The sequence below is a fragment of the Pseudarthrobacter sp. NPDC059871 genome (genome assembly GCF_042731175.1).
GTDB lineage: Bacteria > Actinomycetota > Actinomycetes > Actinomycetales > Micrococcaceae > Arthrobacter.
In genome coordinates this window covers 326,608-344,884 of the sequence record NZ_JBHWJV010000003.1, presented here as the reverse complement: position 1 = coordinate 344,884, position 18,277 = coordinate 326,608, and the positions used below count along the sequence as shown (strand labels likewise).

Sequence of the window (18,277 nt, the reverse complement as noted above, 5' to 3'; positions counted from 1 at the left end):
ACTTGGGGCGGTCACGAGTAGGTTATGTCATCCAAAAATCGCCTTGCAGAAGAGAATTGCTGGCCATAGCCTGAATCATAAGGTTTAATGAATCCGTTTGCCGACAAGTCTTGGAGGAATTCCCGAACTGACTGCCTCACGTCGTCCGCATTGGTTCGGTATAGGGCAGCGGTGCCCTCAACTATCTCCTCCACCGTCGCGGCGCCGTCAATAGAGTTCCATATCACGGCAGCACTCCCTTCGAGAACCACAGGCTGATCGCCTTCCAGGTGGAGCAAAGCAACGCGGGAATCGTGCTCTGACCGAACTTCAGCCACCAGGCAGTTGCGAATCCAAACCGAACTATCCGTCAAAATAACTCCCCAAGTCAGATAATGGCGTCGATATTCACTGAATGTAGGCCGCCGTGGGTTGATATTATCCATCACACCCAACGCCACGATAAAGGAAGTCATGACGCTCCCCAAAACCTTCGTCGAATCAGAACCGAAGTCAACGCGCCAGTCCCGCCAGAAGCCGAAAAGGCCTCGCAAGGGCAGGACAGCACTTGTTGTGATCGCCGTACTAGTGGTGGCCGCGGCCGTGCTCGCTGGAGGTTACCTGTGGAGCTTGGCGAGCGCTTTTGATTCAGCCTCTCAAAAAATAGAGTCTGCCTTCCCCGCAGAGTCTTCCCGACCGCAAAAAGCAGAGCCGCCAGCGGGACAGAAGAGCGCGATCAACATTCTGATTCTGGGCAGCGACAGCCGTGGATCTGCCGAGTTTGACTCGGTGCAAGGCTCTGCGACGGATCAGCGAGCAGATACGCTGATGCTCCTAAACATCCCGGCTGACCGCAAGAACGTCTACACCATGTCAATCATGCGAGATCTATGGGTCCCCATCCCCGGAAAAGGGGAAGCGAAGGTGAACGCCGCTTTGGCTTTGGGAGGGGTACCACTCATGGTGCAAACCGTAGAATCACTTTTCGATCAAAGAATTGATCATGTGGCAATGGTCGACTTTCAGGGCTTCAAAGGTCTAACAGACGCCTTGGGTGGGGTACAAATCAGCGTTTCTACTCCGTTCACATCGACTCACGGGGGATATACATTCACGGCTGGCCCTAACACGATGAATGGTGAACAAGCCCTTGGCTTCGTCCGCGAGCGGTACGCTTTTGCTGACGGCGACTATCAGCGTGTCCGCAATCAGCAGCAGTTCCTGAAGGCTGTGGTCGACAAGACTGCCAGCGCAGACACCCTCACCAACCCCGCGAAGATTTCAGGCGTGGTCTCTTCCCTATCCCCTTACGTAAGCGTAGACAGGGACTTCAACTCCAGTGCCGTGGCGGCACTGGGGCTTGAGCTGAACGGAGTGCGCCAGCAGGACATATCCATGTTCACGCTTCCCACGGCCGGTATCGGAACTTCCACGGACGGGCAATCCATCGTTCTTCCGGACACAGCTGCCATTGCGGACATTTCCGCTGCCCTCGCGCAGGACAAACTCCGCGACTACATCGCAGCCAACAAGCTAGAAAAGGGCAACTGACAGCCCGCGAAACAGGTACGGGGCCTGGATGAATAAAGTACTGTGGCGCTCAGTGCTGGCAGCCATGCTGGCGTTCCTGGCCGTGGTTGCCTATTGGCCCTCCCCGGTGGATCAGCCGGTGCGGAGCCAACTCAACGATGCGCTGGGCTTCCTGCACCGGCATGGTCTGCCGGGATGGTTCAACTATGGCTTCCTAGAGGCATCAGCGAACGTTGTACTCTTCGTTCCCCTGGGCTTCGCGACAGGCCTGGCATTTACCGGGCCCCGTTGGTGGCAGACGGGTGCACTGGGGCTGCTGGTGTCCGGCTGCATCGAGCTAGGGCAGTTGCTGTTCCTCCACGGCCGCTTCGCCAGTCCGGTGGATATTGCAACTAACAGCACCGGTGCCGTGCTTGGCGCGCTGGGAGCTCTCCTGGTACTACGAAGAGCGGGGGCCCGCTGCCTGCTGGCAGCGGATCCCCGCTAGGTCACGAATACAGTCGTTCAGCCCACGAAGTTCTTCATCCAGCTTCTCAGGTCCTCGCCGAACTCCACCCGTTCGGACGCGAGTGTGATGATTGCCTTGAGGTAGCTCAGCTTGTCGCCGGTGTCGAAGCGCCGGCCCTTGAAGACCACACCATAGACGCCTGAACCTTCGCCGTCACCGGCGGCCAGCGTCTGCAGTGCATCCGTCAGCTGGATCTCATTGCCACGGCCGGGCTCAGTCTCTTCGAGAACAGCGAAAACGGAGGGGTGCAGAACGTAGCGCCCGATTACGGCCAGGTTGGACGGGGCCTCCCCCACGGCGGGCTTCTCAACCAAGCTGTTCACCCGCACATACTCCTCACCGTCAACAGCGGCAACGTCCGCGCAGCCATACGCGCTGATCTGGGAGGGATCGACCTCGATGAGAGCGATGACGGATCCTCCGGTTTTCTGCTGAACGTCCATCATGGTGCTCAGGAGGGCTTCGGCCTCGTCAATGAGATCATCACCCAGCAAGACGGCAAACGGCTCCTTGCCGACGTGCTGCTTCGCGCACAGCACCGCGTGGCCCAGCCCCTTCGCCTCTCCCTGACGCACATAGTGAATGGGGCCCAGGTCTGATGCGTATTGAACGGACTCAAGACGCTCCTTGTCCCCCTTAACTTCCAGCACCCGTTCAAGTCCCGGTGCCCGATCGAAGTGGTCTTCCAGGGCCCTCTTGCTTCGCCCCGTGATCATCAGGACGTCATCCAAGCCGGACCGGACCGCTTCCTCCACTACGTACTGGATGGCCGGGCGGTCGACCACCGGCAGCATCTCCTTCGGCATCGCCTTGGTGGCCGGCAGGAAACGAGTTCCCAATCCAGCAGCAGGAATGACGGCCTTGGTAATTGCGTTCCCCTTAGTCATAGCTGAACCATACAAATCAGCGACAAAATAATGCAATCCAGCCCCTCCCGGCAAGCCCCCAAACCTACCGGCTTTCGTCAAACAAATCGTCAGCTACCAACATTGATAAGCCCCAAGGCAGTACGCCCCTCCCAAAACGACGCACCCGGGCCACGGGAAATCAATTCGCGGGACTTCAACTCCTCCAAGACGTCCTCCAGGACTCCTCCGGAGTCCCGCGGGAGACCAAACTCTGCTTCCAGCAACTGCAAGAGCTCTCCTTCGGTAAGGGCCTGCGCGGAGTGCCGCCAAATCGCAGGGCCGATTCCCGTCAGCCGTGTTACGCCCAGGCCGTTCAGGATCAGCAGGTCGCCCTCGCACTCCACCGCATCAATGGCGGGTTTCCGGCGCAACCAGCCTTTGGGGACGTGGTCATCACTTCCAGCGATGTCCGCCGGGGTCCATTTAGCGGCGGCGCACTGTTCGCCAGGCTCTACTGCGAAGAACTCGTCCGATAACGCGACTTCCAGGTCCGCAGCCTCCGAATAGGTGATCCTTCTGACTCCTCCAATCTTTAGGATCAGCTCGCAAAGAGACTGAAGCGGTTTTTCGATAGCCGACTGCGATGACGTCTGAGGAATCAGCTCCACCACGGCGTCCAGCAGCGGTACCCTCGCAATTTCGGGCGTCCGCATTTCCTCCACCCGATCCAAAAGACCGATGGCACGGATGCGCAGATGTCCCCTCACAGGCTTTAGTCCCAACTCGTCGGGGCCTACCTGCCGTTTTGGTTCGCCGCGGCCCCCGGCCACTACAGATAGCGGCTTTGGGTAAGGCAACACGGCGCCGTCGGCCTTGATAGCCACGGTCTCATCTGTCACGTAACCGAAGGTCTGTGCCAGATGAGAGGCTGCCGTAGTTTTCCCTGTCCCCGATTCAGCAACCAGGGCAAGAACCGCGCCGCTGTCATCGGCGACACCGCAAGCGTGCAGCATTGTCATGGCCCCCGCACGCATCTCAATGGCGATCAGGGTGACCTGGGACGTGATCCGCTCGCAGAGGGACGCAAAAGAAGCGGCACGCACCTGCCTGGTATCAGTTCCGACGCCGTGGCGGTTGAAACTGAGTGCAGCTGTAAACGGGAGCCCGTCGAAAGCGTTTTCCACCCGGCCCGGCGGGATCGAGTTGTTGTGCAAGCAGCGCGACCAGGAAGCGGCCCACTGCTGCTGCTGATCCGCCGTGACTGCGTCACTGAAGCTGACAACAAGCGAAATCCCTAACACCTGCAGTCCTACGTGGTTACCCAACGCTACCCCAATCTACGTTCGCGGCGTTCTGTCCGCAGCGAAGGACAGCCTACCGGCATCCCGTCCTGGTGAACACGCACCCGGACAGCGGGACAAAAGATCCACAGCTCGAAACCGCGGATCCCACTTCTCCCGACGTCCGCAGACAATGCGCATTCTAGCGCTCGCTACGAGCCGCCAATTCCGAGAACAAAGATGGTTGGCCTGGGCCAAGGGCACTGCGCTATCGAGGGGGCTGCCGCTGAACTTCTTGAGCGAATCTGGCTCTCAAGACTGCGGCAGTCTGTCCGGCACAGACGCTGGCTTTGTTGAGGAAGTGCTCAAATTCAACGGATCGGGTCGAAGGCCAGCTCACCACTGCAGGGCTGTCGAGGTAGCCCTGGAGTTCCGCTGCCAGGCCAGCAAGGCATTCAGCGCCCACCATCTGGGAAGAGATCTTAAGGCTAAGAACGGCGTCCATGCACGCCTCGTAGTCTGCTGTGAAGACTCCACTGCGCAGTTTTTCGATCCTGCGGGGAAGGTGGGAAAGGAAGTTTTCCAAGAACAGGAGCCAGCCCACATCGTCGTCCAGCTCAAGCCGCAGACGATCAAGCACAGCCGGATCCACCACGCATGGCTCTAGGCCGACAGGCCAGACGCCAACGTCTCTATTCACTGGTTCCTCCTTCCAGATTTGATGGTGACACGCCAAGCCCTCGGGCCGGGCACGCCAAGTTTTTCCGCAGACTTTGATCAAGATCCCATCAATATGCGCGCAGCGGCTCTACGATCAGCGTGTGCCGCCCGGCACATGTGACCGGCAGCGAGCGTTGCTGCCATGACGATTCTGGGGATCGATCGCCGTGTTCAACTTCAAAGCGTTCCTCTCAGCCGGGGCCGCCGCCCTTGGCCTGGCCCTTGCCCTCACCGCGGTCCAGCCGGCGGCAGCGCAGGCTGCCGCGGGCCAGATTTCCCTGAGCCCGGCCACCGGGCCCGCAGGGTCCTCCATCACCGTGACAGGCAGCGGCTTCAAAGCCTCAGCTAGCGGAACGGTGATCATCGGATCCACAACCTTTCCCCTGAAGACCACGGCAGCCGGCACGTTCAGCGCCCCGGCCACCATCCCGGGAACAGCCACGGGCAAGGTCACCGTGACAGCCAAGACCTCGTCCGTGCAGGCTTCCGCCGCATTCACCGTGGCCGCCGCCGCTCCCACGCCGCCGCCGGTCAGCACGGCCAGGCTCCGCTTCGGAGCTGCCACCAACGGCGGCCCCCTGGCCTCGGCCGAACTCAACGAGGTGGCTGCCCTCGCCGGTGAGGCTCCGTCCAGCGTGCTGTTCTACAAGGACTTCCTTCAGCCCGCCCCCATCACCGAGATGAACGCGGTCCGTGCGCGCGGCGCCGTGCCGCTGGTGACCTGGGAGCCCTGGGCCTGGGGCGGTGGCGTCAGCCAGCCCGCGTACAGCCTGGACAGGATCGCTGCCGGCGACTTCGACGCCCACATCGCCCAGTGGGGCCAGGCGCTTGCCGCCTGGGGCTACCCGGTCCAGCTGCGGTTCGCCCACGAAATGAACGGCGACTGGTACCCGTGGGCTGAAAGCGTCAACGGCAACCAGCCCGGCGACTACGCGCAGGCGTGGCGGCACGTCCACGACGTGGTCGAAGCCCAGGGAGCCACCAACGTGTCCTGGGTGTGGAGCCCCAACGTCCCCTACTGGGGATCCACCGACCTCGCGGGCCTCTACCCGGGCGCCGGCTACGTGGACATCGTGGCCCTGGACGGCTACAACTGGGGCACGTCCGCGTCCTGGAGCGGCTGGATCTCCCCGCAGGACCTGTTCGCCCCCGGCATCGCCGAGCTGCGGGCCCTGGCTCCGGGCCTGCCCATCCTCATCGCAGAAACCGCGTCCAGCGAAGCCGGCGGCGACAAAGCCGCCTGGAACACGCAGCTCATCTCCTACCTCAACGCACAGCCGGACGTCATGGGATTTGTCTGGTTCCACATCCAAAAAGAAGCTGACTGGAGGATCAACAGCAGCGCTGCCTCCGCCACTGCCTTCAAAAACGCACTGCAGGCACGCCGCACCTCCTGACGGGTTGCCCGCTGAGAAGGCCACTGGCCCGGCCGGAGTGACCGGCCGGGCCAGTGGCCTGTGCATCAGGGCCTGACTTTGCTGTTCTTGCGCAGCAGCGAGAGCAGGGCCACGCCGATGAGCATCACGCCCAGGGCCGTCAGCAACGAAGAGCCAACGTTCAGGCCGGTGTAGGCCAGGGCTGCTGCTCCGGAGGCGGGAAGGGCTGCATTCATTCCGTACATTGTTTCTAGATATCCTCTGCTGTGTATTGGGCTTCCCAGCGGTCGATTCGCTGCCGGGTGATCTTGGTTTTCAGGACTGCGCACCACGAGGCCAGGAACCAGCCCGAGCGCAGCCACATGAACAGTTCCTGGGGGAAGAAGGCTGCGGCCAGCACAATGTCCTTCCAGTCCCGGTGCGGGATCCGCAGGGCGCGCTTGATGTCCAGCGCCACGAAGAGCACGGGCACCAGCCACCAGAACAGGATGAACTTGAAGACGCCCAGGGCGAGCGAGAGGACCATGACGGCGATCCACAGGGCCTTCAGGAACACTCCCAGCAAACCCATGGCCTGCTGCCCCCAGTCGCGCAGGGTGAGCCGGTTGATGCCCAGGTCCAGCAGGTCCTCCACGGTGCCCACCTGCCACTTCATCCGCTGGCCCCAGAGCGCCTTGATGGTTTTCATCGAGTCGGTGTAGGCGCGGACGTCCGGGGATACCTGGCAGATGTAGCCCAGTTCCCGGATGCGGTACGTCAGTTCGAAATCCTCCACCTGCGAGGTGTACACCCAGGGGCCTTCACGGTCGTCGCGGGCCGCGATCTCCCGCAGGACCGCATTGTTAATGGCGCACCCCGTCCCTGCGAGGACGCTGGTCTGCCGGCGCCGGAGCGCCGTGTCAGTCCAGGTGGCGAATTCCGCTTTCTGCAGCCGGCTCAGGAAGCCGGGGTCCTGCATCGTGAATTTCGACGACGATCCCCCCAGCCGTGCCGAGCGCCGCCCGGCGAACTCCCGCTCCCAGGCCTCGAGGGCGTTGGGCGGCAGCACCGTGTCCGCGTCCAAACAAACCACCACGTCGGCGTCGTACGCGTACTCCGCCCACGCCCGGTTCAGCGCCTCGGACTTGCGGTGCTCCAGCCGCGGCAGCTCCATGACGGTCACCGGGTACTTCCGGGCCTCCTCCGCGGTGCCATCCGTGCACCCGTTGGGCACCACCACCACGAGGTCCGCCGGACGGGACTGAAGCATCAGGCCGTCCAGGGTGGCCCCGATGGAGGCGGCCTCGTTGTACGCCGGCACCAGCACGACTACCCGGAGCAGCCCCTGAACCGGGGCAAGAGCTGAGGCTTCACCCGTGGCGGGGACTGCGGCCTGGTACGCATCCTGGGCAGCGTGGCCGGACGTTCCGGCGGGGTGTGGGAGCAGGGTGGACTGCATGGAGGTCTCCTCGAATGTTGTAAGGCCCCCCATTGGGCCGCACGTTCATTCTTCAAAGGGCCTCTCAACTTTCGCCCCGCCATTCAGTCAAGGTTTTACCAAGGTCTCCTCTGTTTCTTGAGGTTTCAACAAGGCCCTGACCTGCGCAAACATCCGCTATGCCTCATCCTGCCGCCTTCAGGCCCATGCCCTGCCGCCTGTTTTCGGGCAAGAAGATGGCCCCGTGGGAGCTACCCACGGGGCCATGCTTCAGCAGTTACTTGCTCACATCAGCGGCCGTTGAACGTCGGCTCCCGCTTCTCCTGGAACGCCCGGAAACCCTCGGCGTAGTCGTCGGTCTTGCAGAGGCGCGCCTGCTCCCCGTTCTCCTCCTGCATGGACGCCCACAGGCCCAGCCGCTGGTCCCGGATGTGTGCCACCAGCTCCTTGGACGCCACGAACGCGCCCGTGGCCCCGGCAGCCACCCGCGACACAATCTCCCGGGTGGACTCCAACAACGACGCAGCAGGCATGGCCCGGCTGAACATCCCCTGCGCCACCGCCTCGGTGCCCGAGATCAGGTCCGCCGTGTAGATCAGGTCCAACGTGCGGTGCATGCCCAGCCGTTCCGTGAAGTACCAGTGCCCGCCGGAATCCAGTGTGGCCCCCAGCTTGGCGAACGGCGAGCCAAACTTCGCGTTCTCCGCCACGTACACCACGTCCGTGGCCAGCAGCAGTCCCAGTCCCACCCCCAGGCAGGCACCCTGCGCGGCGGCAAACGTCGGTGCCGGGAACGCCGCCATCTTCTTCAGCAGCGGCTCCACCAGACCGCCCAGGTACGCGGCGGCGTCGTCGCTCTCCGGCGTCACCCCGGCAATGTCCCGGCCAGCGCAGAAGGCGCGGCCCTCTCCCCTGAGCAGGAGCGCCCGCACCTCACCGCGTGAGGCGGCGGCAGCAGCGTCGTCGTACGCCTGGGTTAAATCCCGCAGTGCCTGCTCGTCCAGCGAGTTCAGCTTGTGCGGGGCGTTGAGGACAACCTCGGCGATGCCGTTGCTGATGGAAAGGGAAATCATGGGGCTCCTTTAGTAAAGACTTACACGTCGAAGTCGACGGTGACTTCCTTGGACGTGGGGTGGCTCTGGCAGGTCAGCACGTAGCCCTTGTCCAGCTCATCCTGCTCCAGCGCGTAGTTCTCGTCCATGGTCACGGTGCCGGTGACCACCTTGGCCCGGCACGTGCCGCACACTCCCCCGGCGCACGCGAACGGCACATCCGGCCGCACCCGCAGCGCCGCGTTCAGGATCGATTCGCGCGCATGCGTGGGGCTGGCCACGTCGCCCTGCAGGCCGTCCAGCTTGAACGTGATCTTGTACGTCTCCTGGCTCTCATCCACAATGACCGGGCGGCCGGCATTCCCCTCCGGACGGTCCGGCTTGCCGGAGGTGAACAGCTCGAACCGGACGTTCTCCGGCTTCACGCCGCGCTGGGCCAGGGTGTCCCGGCACAGCTGCACCAGCTCGAACGGCCCGCACAGGAACCACTCATCCACATCGTCCGCGTGGATGGCGGTGCCCAGCAGCTGCTGCAGCTTCTCCGCATCGATCCTGCCGGACAGCAGCGGCGCGATCCGCTGCTCACGGCTCAGCACGTGGTGGATGGCCAGCCGCTGCGGGTACTTGTCCTTCAGGTCCGCCAGCTCCTCCAGGAACATCACGTCCATGGCGGCCTTGTTGGCGTAGATCAGGTCGAACCGGGTGTCCGGGTTGGCGGCCAGCAGCGTCCGGGCGATCGCGATCACCGGGGTGATGCCGGAGCCCGCGGCGATGGCCACGAAGCTGCCCGCCTCCCCCGCCAGCTCGGTGGCCATGTCCTGCGGACGGTTCATGGAGTTCATGACGTTCTGCTCAACGGCTTTGCCGTCGCGGCCGTGCTTGGACACGAACGCGCCCATGGGGCTCATCACGTCCAACTCGTCGCCCGCCTTCAGCTCCGCGTTGGCCCACGTGGAGAACAGCCCGCCCAGGTCCTTCTTCACGGCCACGCGGATCTCACTGCTGCCGTCCTCAAAGCTGCGCGGCTCCGCGCAGATGGAGTAGCTGCGGCGCACCTCGTGCGGCTCGCCGTCGGCGTCCGGCAGGGTGGTGCGCAGCGCCACGTACTGGCCGGGCAGGTAGTCGAACTGGCCGGCGAGCTCCGGCGGCACCCCGAAGCTGACCTCGATGGCATCGTCGGTGAGCCGGCGCACCTCCTTCACCGCAAGGGTATGGAAGGACGGACGACGGCGGCCGGTGGCCTGCGCCTCCTCGGCGGCGGTCTGGCGGACAACAGTCATGGCGGTTCCTTAGAGGACTTTGAAGTAGTCGAACGGTTCCTTGCAGTCCTGGCACACATACAGGGCCTTGCAGGACGTGGAGCCGAAGCGGGTGAGTTCCTTGGTGTGCAGGCTGGAGCACTGCGGGCACTTCACGGCCATCTGCAGCCGGATGGGCCCGGCATGCCGCGCTGCATCACTCTTGCCGGTGGGCGGGGCGATGCCGTACTCCCGCAGCTTCGCCTTGCCGGACTCTGTCATCCAGTCGGTGGTCCAGGCCGGGGCGAGGACCAGGTCCACGGTGACGTCCGCGATGCCCTCTTTGGCAAACGCTGTTTTTACGTCATCCCGGATGGCGTCCATGGCCGGGCAGCCCGAGTACGTGGGCGTGATGGTGACGGTGACCTTGTTGTTTGCCACCTGCACGTCCCGCAGGATGCCCAGGTCCTCGATGGTGAGCACGGGGATTTCCGGATCGCACACCGTGGCGGCGATGTCCCACGCGTTCTGCCGCGGGGTCCGGGTCCGGGTTTCGAAGTCCGAAATGTACACGGCTGTCACCAGCTCGCACCGGGATGCTCGCGCGCCAGCACCTGCATCTCGGCCAGGAGGTAGCCCAGATGCTCCGAGTGCCGGCCCTCACGGCCGCCGCCGGGGGCCGCCGGAACGTCCGGCACCTCCAGTTCGGCTTCATTTAGGACTTCGCCCGTGAGGCGGTCAAAGTCCTCTTTCAGGCTGGAAGGCGCGACGGCGGCACCCGCCTGGGCGAGCCTTTCGGTCAGTTCGTCGTCACGGAACAGTTCGGCGACGTACGGCCACATGGTGCGGAGGCCGTGGATCATCCTCTTGCGTGATTCCTCGGTGCCGCCGGCCAGGCGCAGCACCCACTGGGCGCTGTGGTCCCGGTGGTAATCCACTTCCTTCACGGCCTTCGCGGCGATGGCTGCCAGGGTGGCGTCCGTGGATGCGGTGAGGCGGCGGTACAGCTCAAACTGGTAGTAGCTCACCACGAACTGCCGGGCGATGGTGGCCGCGAAGTCCCCGTTGGGCTGCTCGAACAGCTGGACGGACCGGAACTCGTGTTCGCGGCGGAAGTAGGCCAGGTCATCCTCTGTTGTGGGCGAGCCGTCCTCCTTGGTGAGGGCGCCGCCGGCGTAGGTGAGGAAGCTGCGGGCGTGGCCCAGCTGGTCCAGGGCGATGTTGCCCAGGGCGATGTCCTCTTCCAGCTCCGGGGCGCGGGAGATCCAGTGGCCCAGGCGCTGGGCGAGGATCAGGGCGTCGTCGCCGATGCGCAGGGCGTACTCCGCCACGTCCTCGGTGGGCTTGGCCAGGCCGGTTTTGACCTCGAGGGCGATGTCCTCCGGGCGGAGGGCGTTGCCCGGGGTGATCCTGGTGGCGGAGGCGTTGGAGTCGCCGCCGGCTACACCGGTCGAGATGTCGCCGTGGCCTGTTGTCTGTGTGTTCGCTTCGGGGGTGCTCACAGGTGCTTTACCCCTTCGCTCTTGGTGTAGTACGTGGCGTGCCGGTAATCCTTGCCCTGCGGGGACTCGAAGAAGGAACCCTTGGAATCGGGGTCACTGGCGGCGATGGCGTCGGCCGGGACAACCCAGATGGAGACGCCCTCGTTGCGGCGGGTATAGAGGTCGCGTGCATTTCTCAGGGCCATCGCGGCATCCGGGGCGTGCAGGGATCCGGCGTGCACGTGGCTCAGGCCGCGGCTGGACCGGACGAAGACCTCCCAGAGGCCCCAGGCGCTCCTGTCATGGTGCTCCTGTGGTGCCGACTGCTCGGGTGCGGGGCTGACCTTGGGGGCTTCGCGGTTGATTTCTGCGGCGCCGCTTGCGGGGGCTTCCGGGTTGCCGTGGGGGGCCATGGGGCTCATGCTGCGTATTCCTTCTGCTTGTTAACCTGCTTGGCTGCATAAGCCGCGGCTGCCTCGCGGACCCAGGCGCCGTCGTCGTGCGCTTCCCGCCTGCGTTCCAACCGCTGGGCGTTGCAGGGACCGCGGCCGGCGAGCACTTCCTGGAACTCGTGCCAGTCCAGCGGGCCGTGCTCCCACTTTTTGGTGTCCTCGTTGTAGCGGACCTTCTCATCCGGGAGGGTGAGGCCCAGGACCCGGACCTGCTCCACCATCATGCCCACGAAGCGGCTGCGGAGCTCGTCATTGCTGAACCGCTTGATGTTCCAGGCCATGGACTGCTTGGAGTTGGGCGAATCGTCATCCGGCGGGCCGAACATCATCAGCGCCGGGGCATACCAGCGGTTCACGGCGTCCTGCGCCATCTGCTTCTGCGCTGCCGTTCCGTTGGAAAGCTCCAGGAGTATCTCGAACCCCTGGCGCTGGTGGAAGGACTCTTCCTTGCAGATGCGGACCATGGCGCGGCCGTAGGGGCCGTAGGAGGCGCGGCAGAGCGGGACCTGGTTGCAGATGGCTGCGCCGTCCACCAGCCAGCCGATGGCGCCCATGTCCGCCCAGGTGAGGGCGGGGTAGTTGAAGATGCTGGAGTAGCGGGCCTTGCCGGCGATGAGGTCGTCCATCATCTTGTCCCGGCTCTGGCCGAGGGTCTCGGCGGCGCTGTAGAGGTAGAGCCCGTGGCCGGCCTCGTCCTGGACCTTGGCCATCAGGATGGACTTGCGCTTCAGGCTGGGGGCCCGCGAGATCCAGTTGGCTTCCGGCTGCATGCCGATGATCTCCGAGTGGGCGTGCTGGGACACCTGGCGCAGCAGCGTCCTGCGGTAGGCCGCCGGCATCCAGTCCTTGGGCTCAATGCGTGAATCTTCGGCGATGACGCGGTCGAAGTGGGCCTGGCCGGCTGCGTCCGCTTCTTGCTGGGCCGCCTGGGCCTGGGTCTGATCGGCTGTGGGCTCAGCGGGCACTGACTGCAGGTTCTGCGCTGCCATGGTTGCTCCTATGCAATGACCTTCCGGGACGGCGCGGATTTATTTACCGACCGTTCGTTCAGGATATGCGGAAGCGTTTGGGGGCGTCAAGCGTGCCCGGCCTCCCCCCCCCCCCCCCTGCGACGCGCGCTCACTCGTGGCGGCTCCCCCTCCGACGCGCGCTCACTCGTGGCGGCTCCCCCTCCAACGCGCGCTCACTCGTGGCGGCTCCCCCTCCAACGCGCGCTCACTCGTGGCGGCTCCCCCTCCGACGCGCGCTCACTCGTGGCGGCTCCCCCCTGCTATGCGCGCCCCTGCTATGTGCGCTCACTCGTGGCGGCTCCCCCTCCGACGCGCGCTCACTTAGCCGCGCGCCGCCGTCGACCCCCGAATCCGGTTTCGACGCGCATCTTCGTCAGCGCGGACCAAATAGCCGGTGCGTCATCGAGCATGCGTGGCCCTGCCGATTTTGCGCGTCGCCAGCACTTCTCCACATAGCGGCCTGCTCCCATGTTTCCGGGTGCGTTGGGGCTGGCAACCTCGAACCATGCCCGATTTGCCTCCGCTCCTCCTGTCCCGTGACCTCCCGTTCCATGGGCTGTCCCCTGACGATCTGTCCAAACGGGTACGGTCCGGGAGTCTTGTCCGGGTGCGGCACGGTGTGTACACGGATGGGCCTGCCTGGCGCGACCTGGAGGAGTGGGAGCAGTACCGTCTCCGCATCCAGGCCGCGGCCGAGACGTTCCAGAAGCCCGCCGTCTTTTCGAGGCATTCGGCCGCCAGCGTGTGGGGCGTCCCCACCATCGGGGTGCAGCACCCGGTCCAGGCCCTCACATTCAAGAACGACGGCGGCAGGTCGCGTTCCGGAGTTAGCCGCCACTTTGTGCCGCTGGCTGGGCTGAAGATCGTCAGCCGCGATGGCCTGCTGGTCACGGACCGCGTCCGTACCGTGCTGGACTTGGCGGCGTCTGTGCCGTTCACGCACGCCGTGGCACCCATGGACCATGTGCTGCGTCCTGACAAGGGACGCCGGTTGCCGGCCTTGACCAAAGCTGAGCTGGAGGCCGGCATCGGTTCGAACTACTCTGCGGCCGCGGGCAGGAGGATCCGGGCGGTCATCAGTTTTGCGGACCCTGCATCGGGCTCGGCGGGGGAATCGCTTAGCCGGGCTCTGATGCAAGTGGCGGGGTTCGAGGCACCGGTCCTGCGGGCGCCACTTTATGATGCCGCGGGCAAGCTGCTGGGTTACGCCGACTTTTACTGGAAGGGCGCGAAGGTTGTTGGTGAGTTCGATGGCGTGGCGAAGTACGTCAAGGCCGAGTTCCTTGAGGGGCGGACAGCGTCCGAGGCCGTCGTGGCGGAAAAGAACCGGGAGAACCGGATCCGTGCCACCGGGCTGCATGTGGTGCGCTGGGACTGGGCCGAACTCATGAAGCCGGGAGTCCTCGAAGGAAAGCTGGTAGCGGCAGGGGTGCCCCGTCGTCGTACGCGTTCCGGCGCACTTGAGAGGCTGTCCAGGCCATGACCCGCAGCCCCGTTATCGACGCGCATCCTCGTATTCGACGCGCATCCTCGACCGCGCAGGCGGCATATCCGGTGCGCTGACGAATATGCGCGTCGAAAACTCATTTGCGCAGCGGCAGGCGTGCTCCGACGTCGTACGCGTTCCGGCGCCCTCGAGAAACTGACCCGGCCGTGATGCGGATCCCCGTTTTCGACGCGCATCCTCGAGGGCGCACGCGATATATCCGGTGCGCTGACGAAATTGCGGGTCGAAAACTCATATGCGCGGCGGCAGGCGGGCTCCGCCGTCGTACGCGTTCCGGCGCCCTCGAGCCGCTGACCCGCCCACGACGCGCACTCCTGCTTTCGAGACGCATCTCCAAATCCGACCCGCGGCCCTGTTTTCGACGCACACCCTCGTATTCGACCCGCATCCTCGAGGGCGCAGGGGGTATATCCGGTGCGCTGACAAAATTGCGGGTCGAAAACTCATTTGAGCAGCGGAGCCGGGCTCGGGGCTGGCGGACCGGCGGTACCCGGGTCGGCGAAGGAGCCTGCCTCGCCCGAACCCGTCCCGCGGCGGGCACAGGAGTTCTTAAGCCTTTCTTAAGGACGCATTGGGAGGGTTGAACGTGGGCCGGGCAACGGCCTGATCCCCTCCCCAAGGAAGCCAATGCACCAGCCACCAAACAACTCACGCGGTCAACAGCATCCCGCACCCACGGCTTCCCCGGCCGTCGGCACCCGGTTCCGGGCACTCCCCCAGCCCCGCCACTGGCTGCCGGTGGGAGCGCTGCTGTGCGCCGCCGTCGTGATGATTGGCGTGGCGGTGCAGCTGCTGCCCGGAGATACCGCAGCGGAACTGGGCGTCGACCAGACCCTCAGCCTGCACCACGCCGCCGCTCTGACTGCCGTGGCCATGGGGATCAACCTGCTGTTCGGCCCGGTGGCGGGGCTGCTGCTCATCGCCGCAGCCGCACTGGCCATCTGGGTGTTCCGGCGGGACCTGGTCGGCGCAGTGGCGTTCGGCCTCACGGCGTGCTCGGGCTGGGTGGCCAGCGAGGCCTTCAAGCTGATCTTCGCCCGGCAGCGGCCCAACCCGGCGCTGCTGTTCGACCCCCTCGCCCCGGAGACCGGCTCCAACAGCTTCCCCAGCGGCCACACCTGCTTCGCCGTCGCCCTGGCATTCGCGCTGTACTTCATCTTCCGCGGCACCCGCTGGGCAAAGCCTGTGGCCGTGGCCGGTGCGCTGATGGCCGTGGTGGTGGCCTGGTCCCGGCTCTACATCGGCGTGCATTACCCCTCTGATGTGGCGGCGTCCTTCCTGGCCGCGAGCGCCGCTGCAGTCCTGCTCGCCGGGCTCTGGAACCGCTACGCCCCGCAGCTCCTGGAACGCCTGCCCGCCGCCACTATGCGCCCCTCGGGCCGGATCTAAGGGAATAGACATGCACAACATTCTTGCTTTAGGCGTGGTTCACGCCGCCGGTTCACCGTCCCTGTTGGACCCGGCGAGCCTCCTGGAAGGCCTCGGGCCGGCGGCGCTGGGCGTGATCGCGGCGATGGTATTCATCGAATCCGGCGTCCTGTTCCCGTTCCTGCCGGGCGACTCGCTGCTCTTCACAGCCGGGCTCCTCCACCAGCAGCTGCAGCTGGCGCTGCCCGTGCTGATCGGCGTGATCACCGCGGCCGCCATCGCCGGCGACCAGGTGGGCTACATCATCGGGCGGAAGTTCGGCCGCCGCTGGTTCAAGGACGATGCCCGCATCCTGAAAACGGCTCACCTGACCGCCACCGAAGACTTCTTCCGCCGCCATGGAGGCGCCGCCGTCGTCCTCGCCCGTTTTGTGCCCATGGTCCGCACGTTCGCGCCGCTCACCGCAGGGGCCGCCCGCTACCATTACCGGTCCTTCGCGCTGTGGAACATTGTGGGCGCGGCAGTCTGGGCTACGTCCGTGACGCTCCTGGGCACGTGGCTGGGGCACTACGAGATCGTGGCGAAGAACATCGACGTCATTGCCGTGGTGATGGTGCTGGTCTCCGTGGTGCCGTGGGTGGTGGAGTTCCTGAAGCGCCGCCGCAAGGCCGCCGACGCGGACAGCGCCGCTCCTGGCACCGCCACCGCTGACCCCACCGCCGGGCCGGCTGCGAAAGAATAGGCTCATGACAACCGCGGAACGGCTGGCCCTGCTGCTCGTTGAGGACGATCCTGTGCTGGGTCCGCTGATTGCCGAGCTGCTGGATCCGGACTACGCGGTCCGGCTGGCCGCCAACGGGCAGGAAGGCTTGCACCTGGGGCTGACGCAGCCGTGGGATGTGATGGTGATTGACCGCGGCCTGCCCGTGATGGACGGGGTCAGCGTGATCGCGGCCCTGCGGTCCAAGGGTGTGGCTGCACCCATCCTCATCCTCACCGCGCTGGGCGACACGGACCAGAAGGTGCAGGGCCTGGACGCGGGCGCTAACGATTACATGACCAAGCCGTTCGACGCCGGCGAGCTGGCCGCGCGGCTGCGCGCCCTGACGCGGACCTACAGTTCGCCCGGCGGGACGGTGGGCATCGGCACCTGGGAGCTCGATCCGGCGTCGCGCGCTGTACGGTCGGTGTACGGCGACACGGTGTCGCTCACCGCGAAAGAGGCCGAGGTTCTGGCGGCCCTCGCGGCCGAACCGGGCCGGGTGTTCACCCGCGACGAACTGCTGGCGGAGCACTTCCACCCCACGGACCAGCCCGGGGTGATCGACACCTACGTCCACCACCTGCGGCGGAAGATTGACCGGGCGGTGGTGCGCACCGTGCACGGCGTGGGCTACCAGATCGGCGACCCGTCATGACGCCTGCTCCCGCATCCGGCGACGCCGAGACGCTCCGGCGGGCCTCGCTGAAGGTGGCCCTGCGGATCACGGCAGCGTGCGCGGTGCTGGTGCTCTGCCTCCTCGCGGCCGCCACCGCCTTCCTGGTGTACAAGCTCGCCAACCCCGTGCTGCCGGGGTCCACGGCGCCCGGGAAGGCCTACACGTACCTCGATTCGAAGGACCTGATCGAGGGCATGATCCTGGCCGGGCTGGCAGGCGTTGTGCTGGCCGGGGTGGTGGGGTGGCTCAGCGCCCGCAGCGCCATCCGGCCCCTCGGCGAAGCGCTGGCCCGCCAACGGCAGTTCGTGCAGGACGCCAGCCATGAACTGCGCACGCCCCTCACCATCCTGGACACCCGGATCCAGCTCGCCCAGCGCAAGGCCGACCCCGGATCCGAAACCGGGCAGGCGCTGGCGCGGATCAGGGAGGATGCCGGCACCATGACCGGGATTGTGAACGAACTCCTCTTGGCGGCCACCGGGGGTGCTGCCGGGGCTGCCGATCCCGTGGACGTGGCCTCCGTGGCCCGGTCCGTGACCGCTGATCTGCAGGACCTGGCGGAGCAGCAGGGGGTTCGGCTGGGTTTTACCTCCAGCGGTGCACCCTCTGCACGGATTGATCCCGGTTCCCTGCGCCGCGCGGTGCTGGCGTTGGCGGACAACGCGCTCACGCACACGCCCGACGGCGGGAGCATCACCATCAGCGCCTCGGCGGAGGGCCCGTTCGCGGTGCTCCAGGTAACGGACACCGGAACGGGGATTACCGGCGTTGACCCGGACCGGATTTTCGACCGTTTTGTCCGTGCGCCCGGTCCCGGCAACTCCCCGGGCAAGCGGAGCTTCGGGATCGGCCTGGCCCTGGTCCGCGAGATCGCCTCCGGGGCAGGGGGCACGGTGAAAGTGGCCCGGACCGGGCCGGACGGGACCACCATGCGGCTGGCCCTTCCGCTGGCCCGGGACTGAGGTTTGGGCCTTTCCCGACACTCAGGTTCGATTTCGACGCGCATCCTCGACGGCGCACCGGATATAGCCGGGGCGCCGACGAATGTGCGCGTCGAAAATGAAGGTGCGTA

General features: G+C 65.4%; 20 protein-coding genes. 8 read left to right on the top strand and 12 right to left on the bottom strand.

Annotated features, from left to right (window positions below):
- Window positions 1-11: 11 nt before the first annotated feature.
- The gene (locus ACFV4R_RS06760) at window positions 12-455 is read right to left on the bottom strand and encodes a PqqD family protein (RefSeq protein ID WP_377201348.1); all 444 of its coding nucleotides are present in this window, start codon (window positions 453-455) and stop codon (window positions 12-14) included.
- Here ACFV4R_RS06760 and ACFV4R_RS06755 point away from each other — a divergent pair.
- Complete coding sequence (locus tag ACFV4R_RS06755; RefSeq protein ID WP_377201349.1) at window positions 454-1,530, top strand: LCP family protein; 1,077 nt, start codon at window positions 454-456, stop codon at window positions 1,528-1,530. The genes ACFV4R_RS06760 and ACFV4R_RS06755 overlap by 2 nt on opposite strands.
- A gap of 28 nt (window positions 1,531-1,558) precedes the next feature.
- Window positions 1,559-1,996 (top strand): VanZ family protein, encoded by a 438-nt coding sequence (locus tag ACFV4R_RS06750; protein WP_377201350.1) that lies wholly within the window; start codon window positions 1,559-1,561, stop codon window positions 1,994-1,996.
- A gap of 17 nt (window positions 1,997-2,013) precedes the next feature.
- Here the strand turns inward: ACFV4R_RS06750 and galU are convergent, their stop codons facing one another.
- From galU to ACFV4R_RS06735, 3 genes are all read right to left on the bottom strand, one after another.
- A complete protein-coding gene (gene galU, locus ACFV4R_RS06745) occupies window positions 2,014-2,904 on the bottom strand; it encodes a UTP--glucose-1-phosphate uridylyltransferase GalU (RefSeq protein ID WP_377201351.1) in 891 nt (296 codons plus the stop codon).
- A gap of 89 nt (window positions 2,905-2,993) precedes the next feature.
- Entirely contained in the window at window positions 2,994-4,166 is a 1,173-nt protein-coding gene (locus ACFV4R_RS06740) for a PqqD family protein (protein ID WP_377201352.1), read from the bottom strand.
- Between the two features lie 247 nt (window positions 4,167-4,413).
- Entirely contained in the window at window positions 4,414-4,785 is a 372-nt protein-coding gene (locus tag ACFV4R_RS06735) for an Hpt domain-containing protein (protein ID WP_377201353.1), read from the bottom strand.
- A 247-nt stretch (window positions 4,786-5,032) separates the two neighbouring features.
- On the opposite strand from ACFV4R_RS06735, the gene ACFV4R_RS06730 reads away from it, so the two are divergent.
- Window positions 5,033-6,262, top strand: a complete 1,230-nt coding sequence (locus tag ACFV4R_RS06730; RefSeq protein WP_377201354.1) for a glycosyl hydrolase — start codon at window positions 5,033-5,035, stop codon at window positions 6,260-6,262.
- 65 nt (window positions 6,263-6,327) lie between these two features.
- On the opposite strand, the gene ACFV4R_RS06725 is transcribed toward ACFV4R_RS06730, so the two are convergent.
- From ACFV4R_RS06725 to paaA, 8 genes are all read right to left on the bottom strand, one after another.
- The gene (locus ACFV4R_RS06725) at window positions 6,328-6,477 is read right to left on the bottom strand and encodes an LPXTG cell wall anchor domain-containing protein (protein ID WP_377201355.1); all 150 of its coding nucleotides are present in this window, start codon (window positions 6,475-6,477) and stop codon (window positions 6,328-6,330) included.
- 14 nt (window positions 6,478-6,491) lie between these two features.
- A complete protein-coding gene (locus tag ACFV4R_RS06720; RefSeq protein WP_377201356.1) occupies window positions 6,492-7,679 on the bottom strand; it encodes a glycosyltransferase in 1,188 nt (395 codons plus the stop codon).
- Window positions 7,680-7,948: 269 nt separating this feature from the next.
- Window positions 7,949-8,731: an enoyl-CoA hydratase/isomerase family protein gene (locus tag ACFV4R_RS06715; RefSeq protein WP_377201357.1), complete on the bottom strand. Its 783-nt coding sequence runs from the start codon at window positions 8,729-8,731 to the stop codon at window positions 7,949-7,951.
- Between the two features lie 20 nt (window positions 8,732-8,751).
- Window positions 8,752-9,990 carry a 1,2-phenylacetyl-CoA epoxidase subunit PaaE gene (paaE, locus tag ACFV4R_RS06710; RefSeq protein WP_377201358.1) on the bottom strand — a complete coding sequence of 413 codons (1,239 nt, stop codon included), beginning with the start codon at window positions 9,988-9,990 and terminating at the stop codon, window positions 8,752-8,754.
- Window positions 9,991-9,999: 9 nt separating this feature from the next.
- Complete coding sequence (paaD, locus tag ACFV4R_RS06705; protein ID WP_377201359.1) at window positions 10,000-10,530, bottom strand: 1,2-phenylacetyl-CoA epoxidase subunit PaaD; 531 nt, start codon at window positions 10,528-10,530, stop codon at window positions 10,000-10,002.
- Entirely contained in the window at window positions 10,527-11,450 is a 924-nt protein-coding gene (paaC, locus tag ACFV4R_RS06700; protein ID WP_377201360.1) for a 1,2-phenylacetyl-CoA epoxidase subunit PaaC, read from the bottom strand. The genes paaD and paaC overlap by 4 nt, the downstream gene beginning before the upstream one ends.
- Window positions 11,447-11,842 (bottom strand): 1,2-phenylacetyl-CoA epoxidase subunit PaaB, encoded by a 396-nt coding sequence (gene paaB, locus ACFV4R_RS06695; protein WP_377201640.1) that lies wholly within the window; start codon window positions 11,840-11,842, stop codon window positions 11,447-11,449. The genes paaC and paaB overlap by 4 nt, the downstream gene beginning before the upstream one ends.
- Before the next feature lie 5 nt (window positions 11,843-11,847).
- Window positions 11,848-12,870, bottom strand: coding sequence for a 1,2-phenylacetyl-CoA epoxidase subunit PaaA (paaA, locus tag ACFV4R_RS06690; RefSeq protein ID WP_377201361.1), 1,023 nt, complete (start codon window positions 12,868-12,870; stop codon window positions 11,848-11,850).
- A 526-nt stretch (window positions 12,871-13,396) separates the two neighbouring features.
- On the opposite strand from paaA, the gene ACFV4R_RS06685 reads away from it, so the two are divergent.
- The 5 genes from ACFV4R_RS06685 (at window position 13,397) to ACFV4R_RS06665 (ending at window position 18,167) form a co-directional block, all read left to right on the top strand.
- Window positions 13,397-14,374 (top strand): hypothetical protein, encoded by a 978-nt coding sequence (locus ACFV4R_RS06685; protein WP_377201362.1) that lies wholly within the window; start codon window positions 13,397-13,399, stop codon window positions 14,372-14,374.
- Between the two features lie 651 nt (window positions 14,375-15,025).
- Complete coding sequence (locus tag ACFV4R_RS06680; RefSeq protein ID WP_377201363.1) at window positions 15,026-15,787, top strand: phosphatase PAP2 family protein; 762 nt, start codon at window positions 15,026-15,028, stop codon at window positions 15,785-15,787.
- 10 nt (window positions 15,788-15,797) lie between these two features.
- Window positions 15,798-16,508, top strand: coding sequence for a DedA family protein (locus tag ACFV4R_RS06675; RefSeq protein WP_377201364.1), 711 nt, complete (start codon window positions 15,798-15,800; stop codon window positions 16,506-16,508).
- Window positions 16,509-16,512: 4 nt separating this feature from the next.
- Window positions 16,513-17,184: a response regulator transcription factor gene (locus tag ACFV4R_RS06670; RefSeq protein WP_377201365.1), complete on the top strand. Its 672-nt coding sequence runs from the start codon at window positions 16,513-16,515 to the stop codon at window positions 17,182-17,184.
- Window positions 17,181-18,167: a sensor histidine kinase gene (locus ACFV4R_RS06665; protein WP_377201366.1), complete on the top strand. Its 987-nt coding sequence runs from the start codon at window positions 17,181-17,183 to the stop codon at window positions 18,165-18,167. The genes ACFV4R_RS06670 and ACFV4R_RS06665 overlap by 4 nt, the downstream gene beginning before the upstream one ends.
- Window positions 18,168-18,277 lie beyond the last annotated feature (110 nt).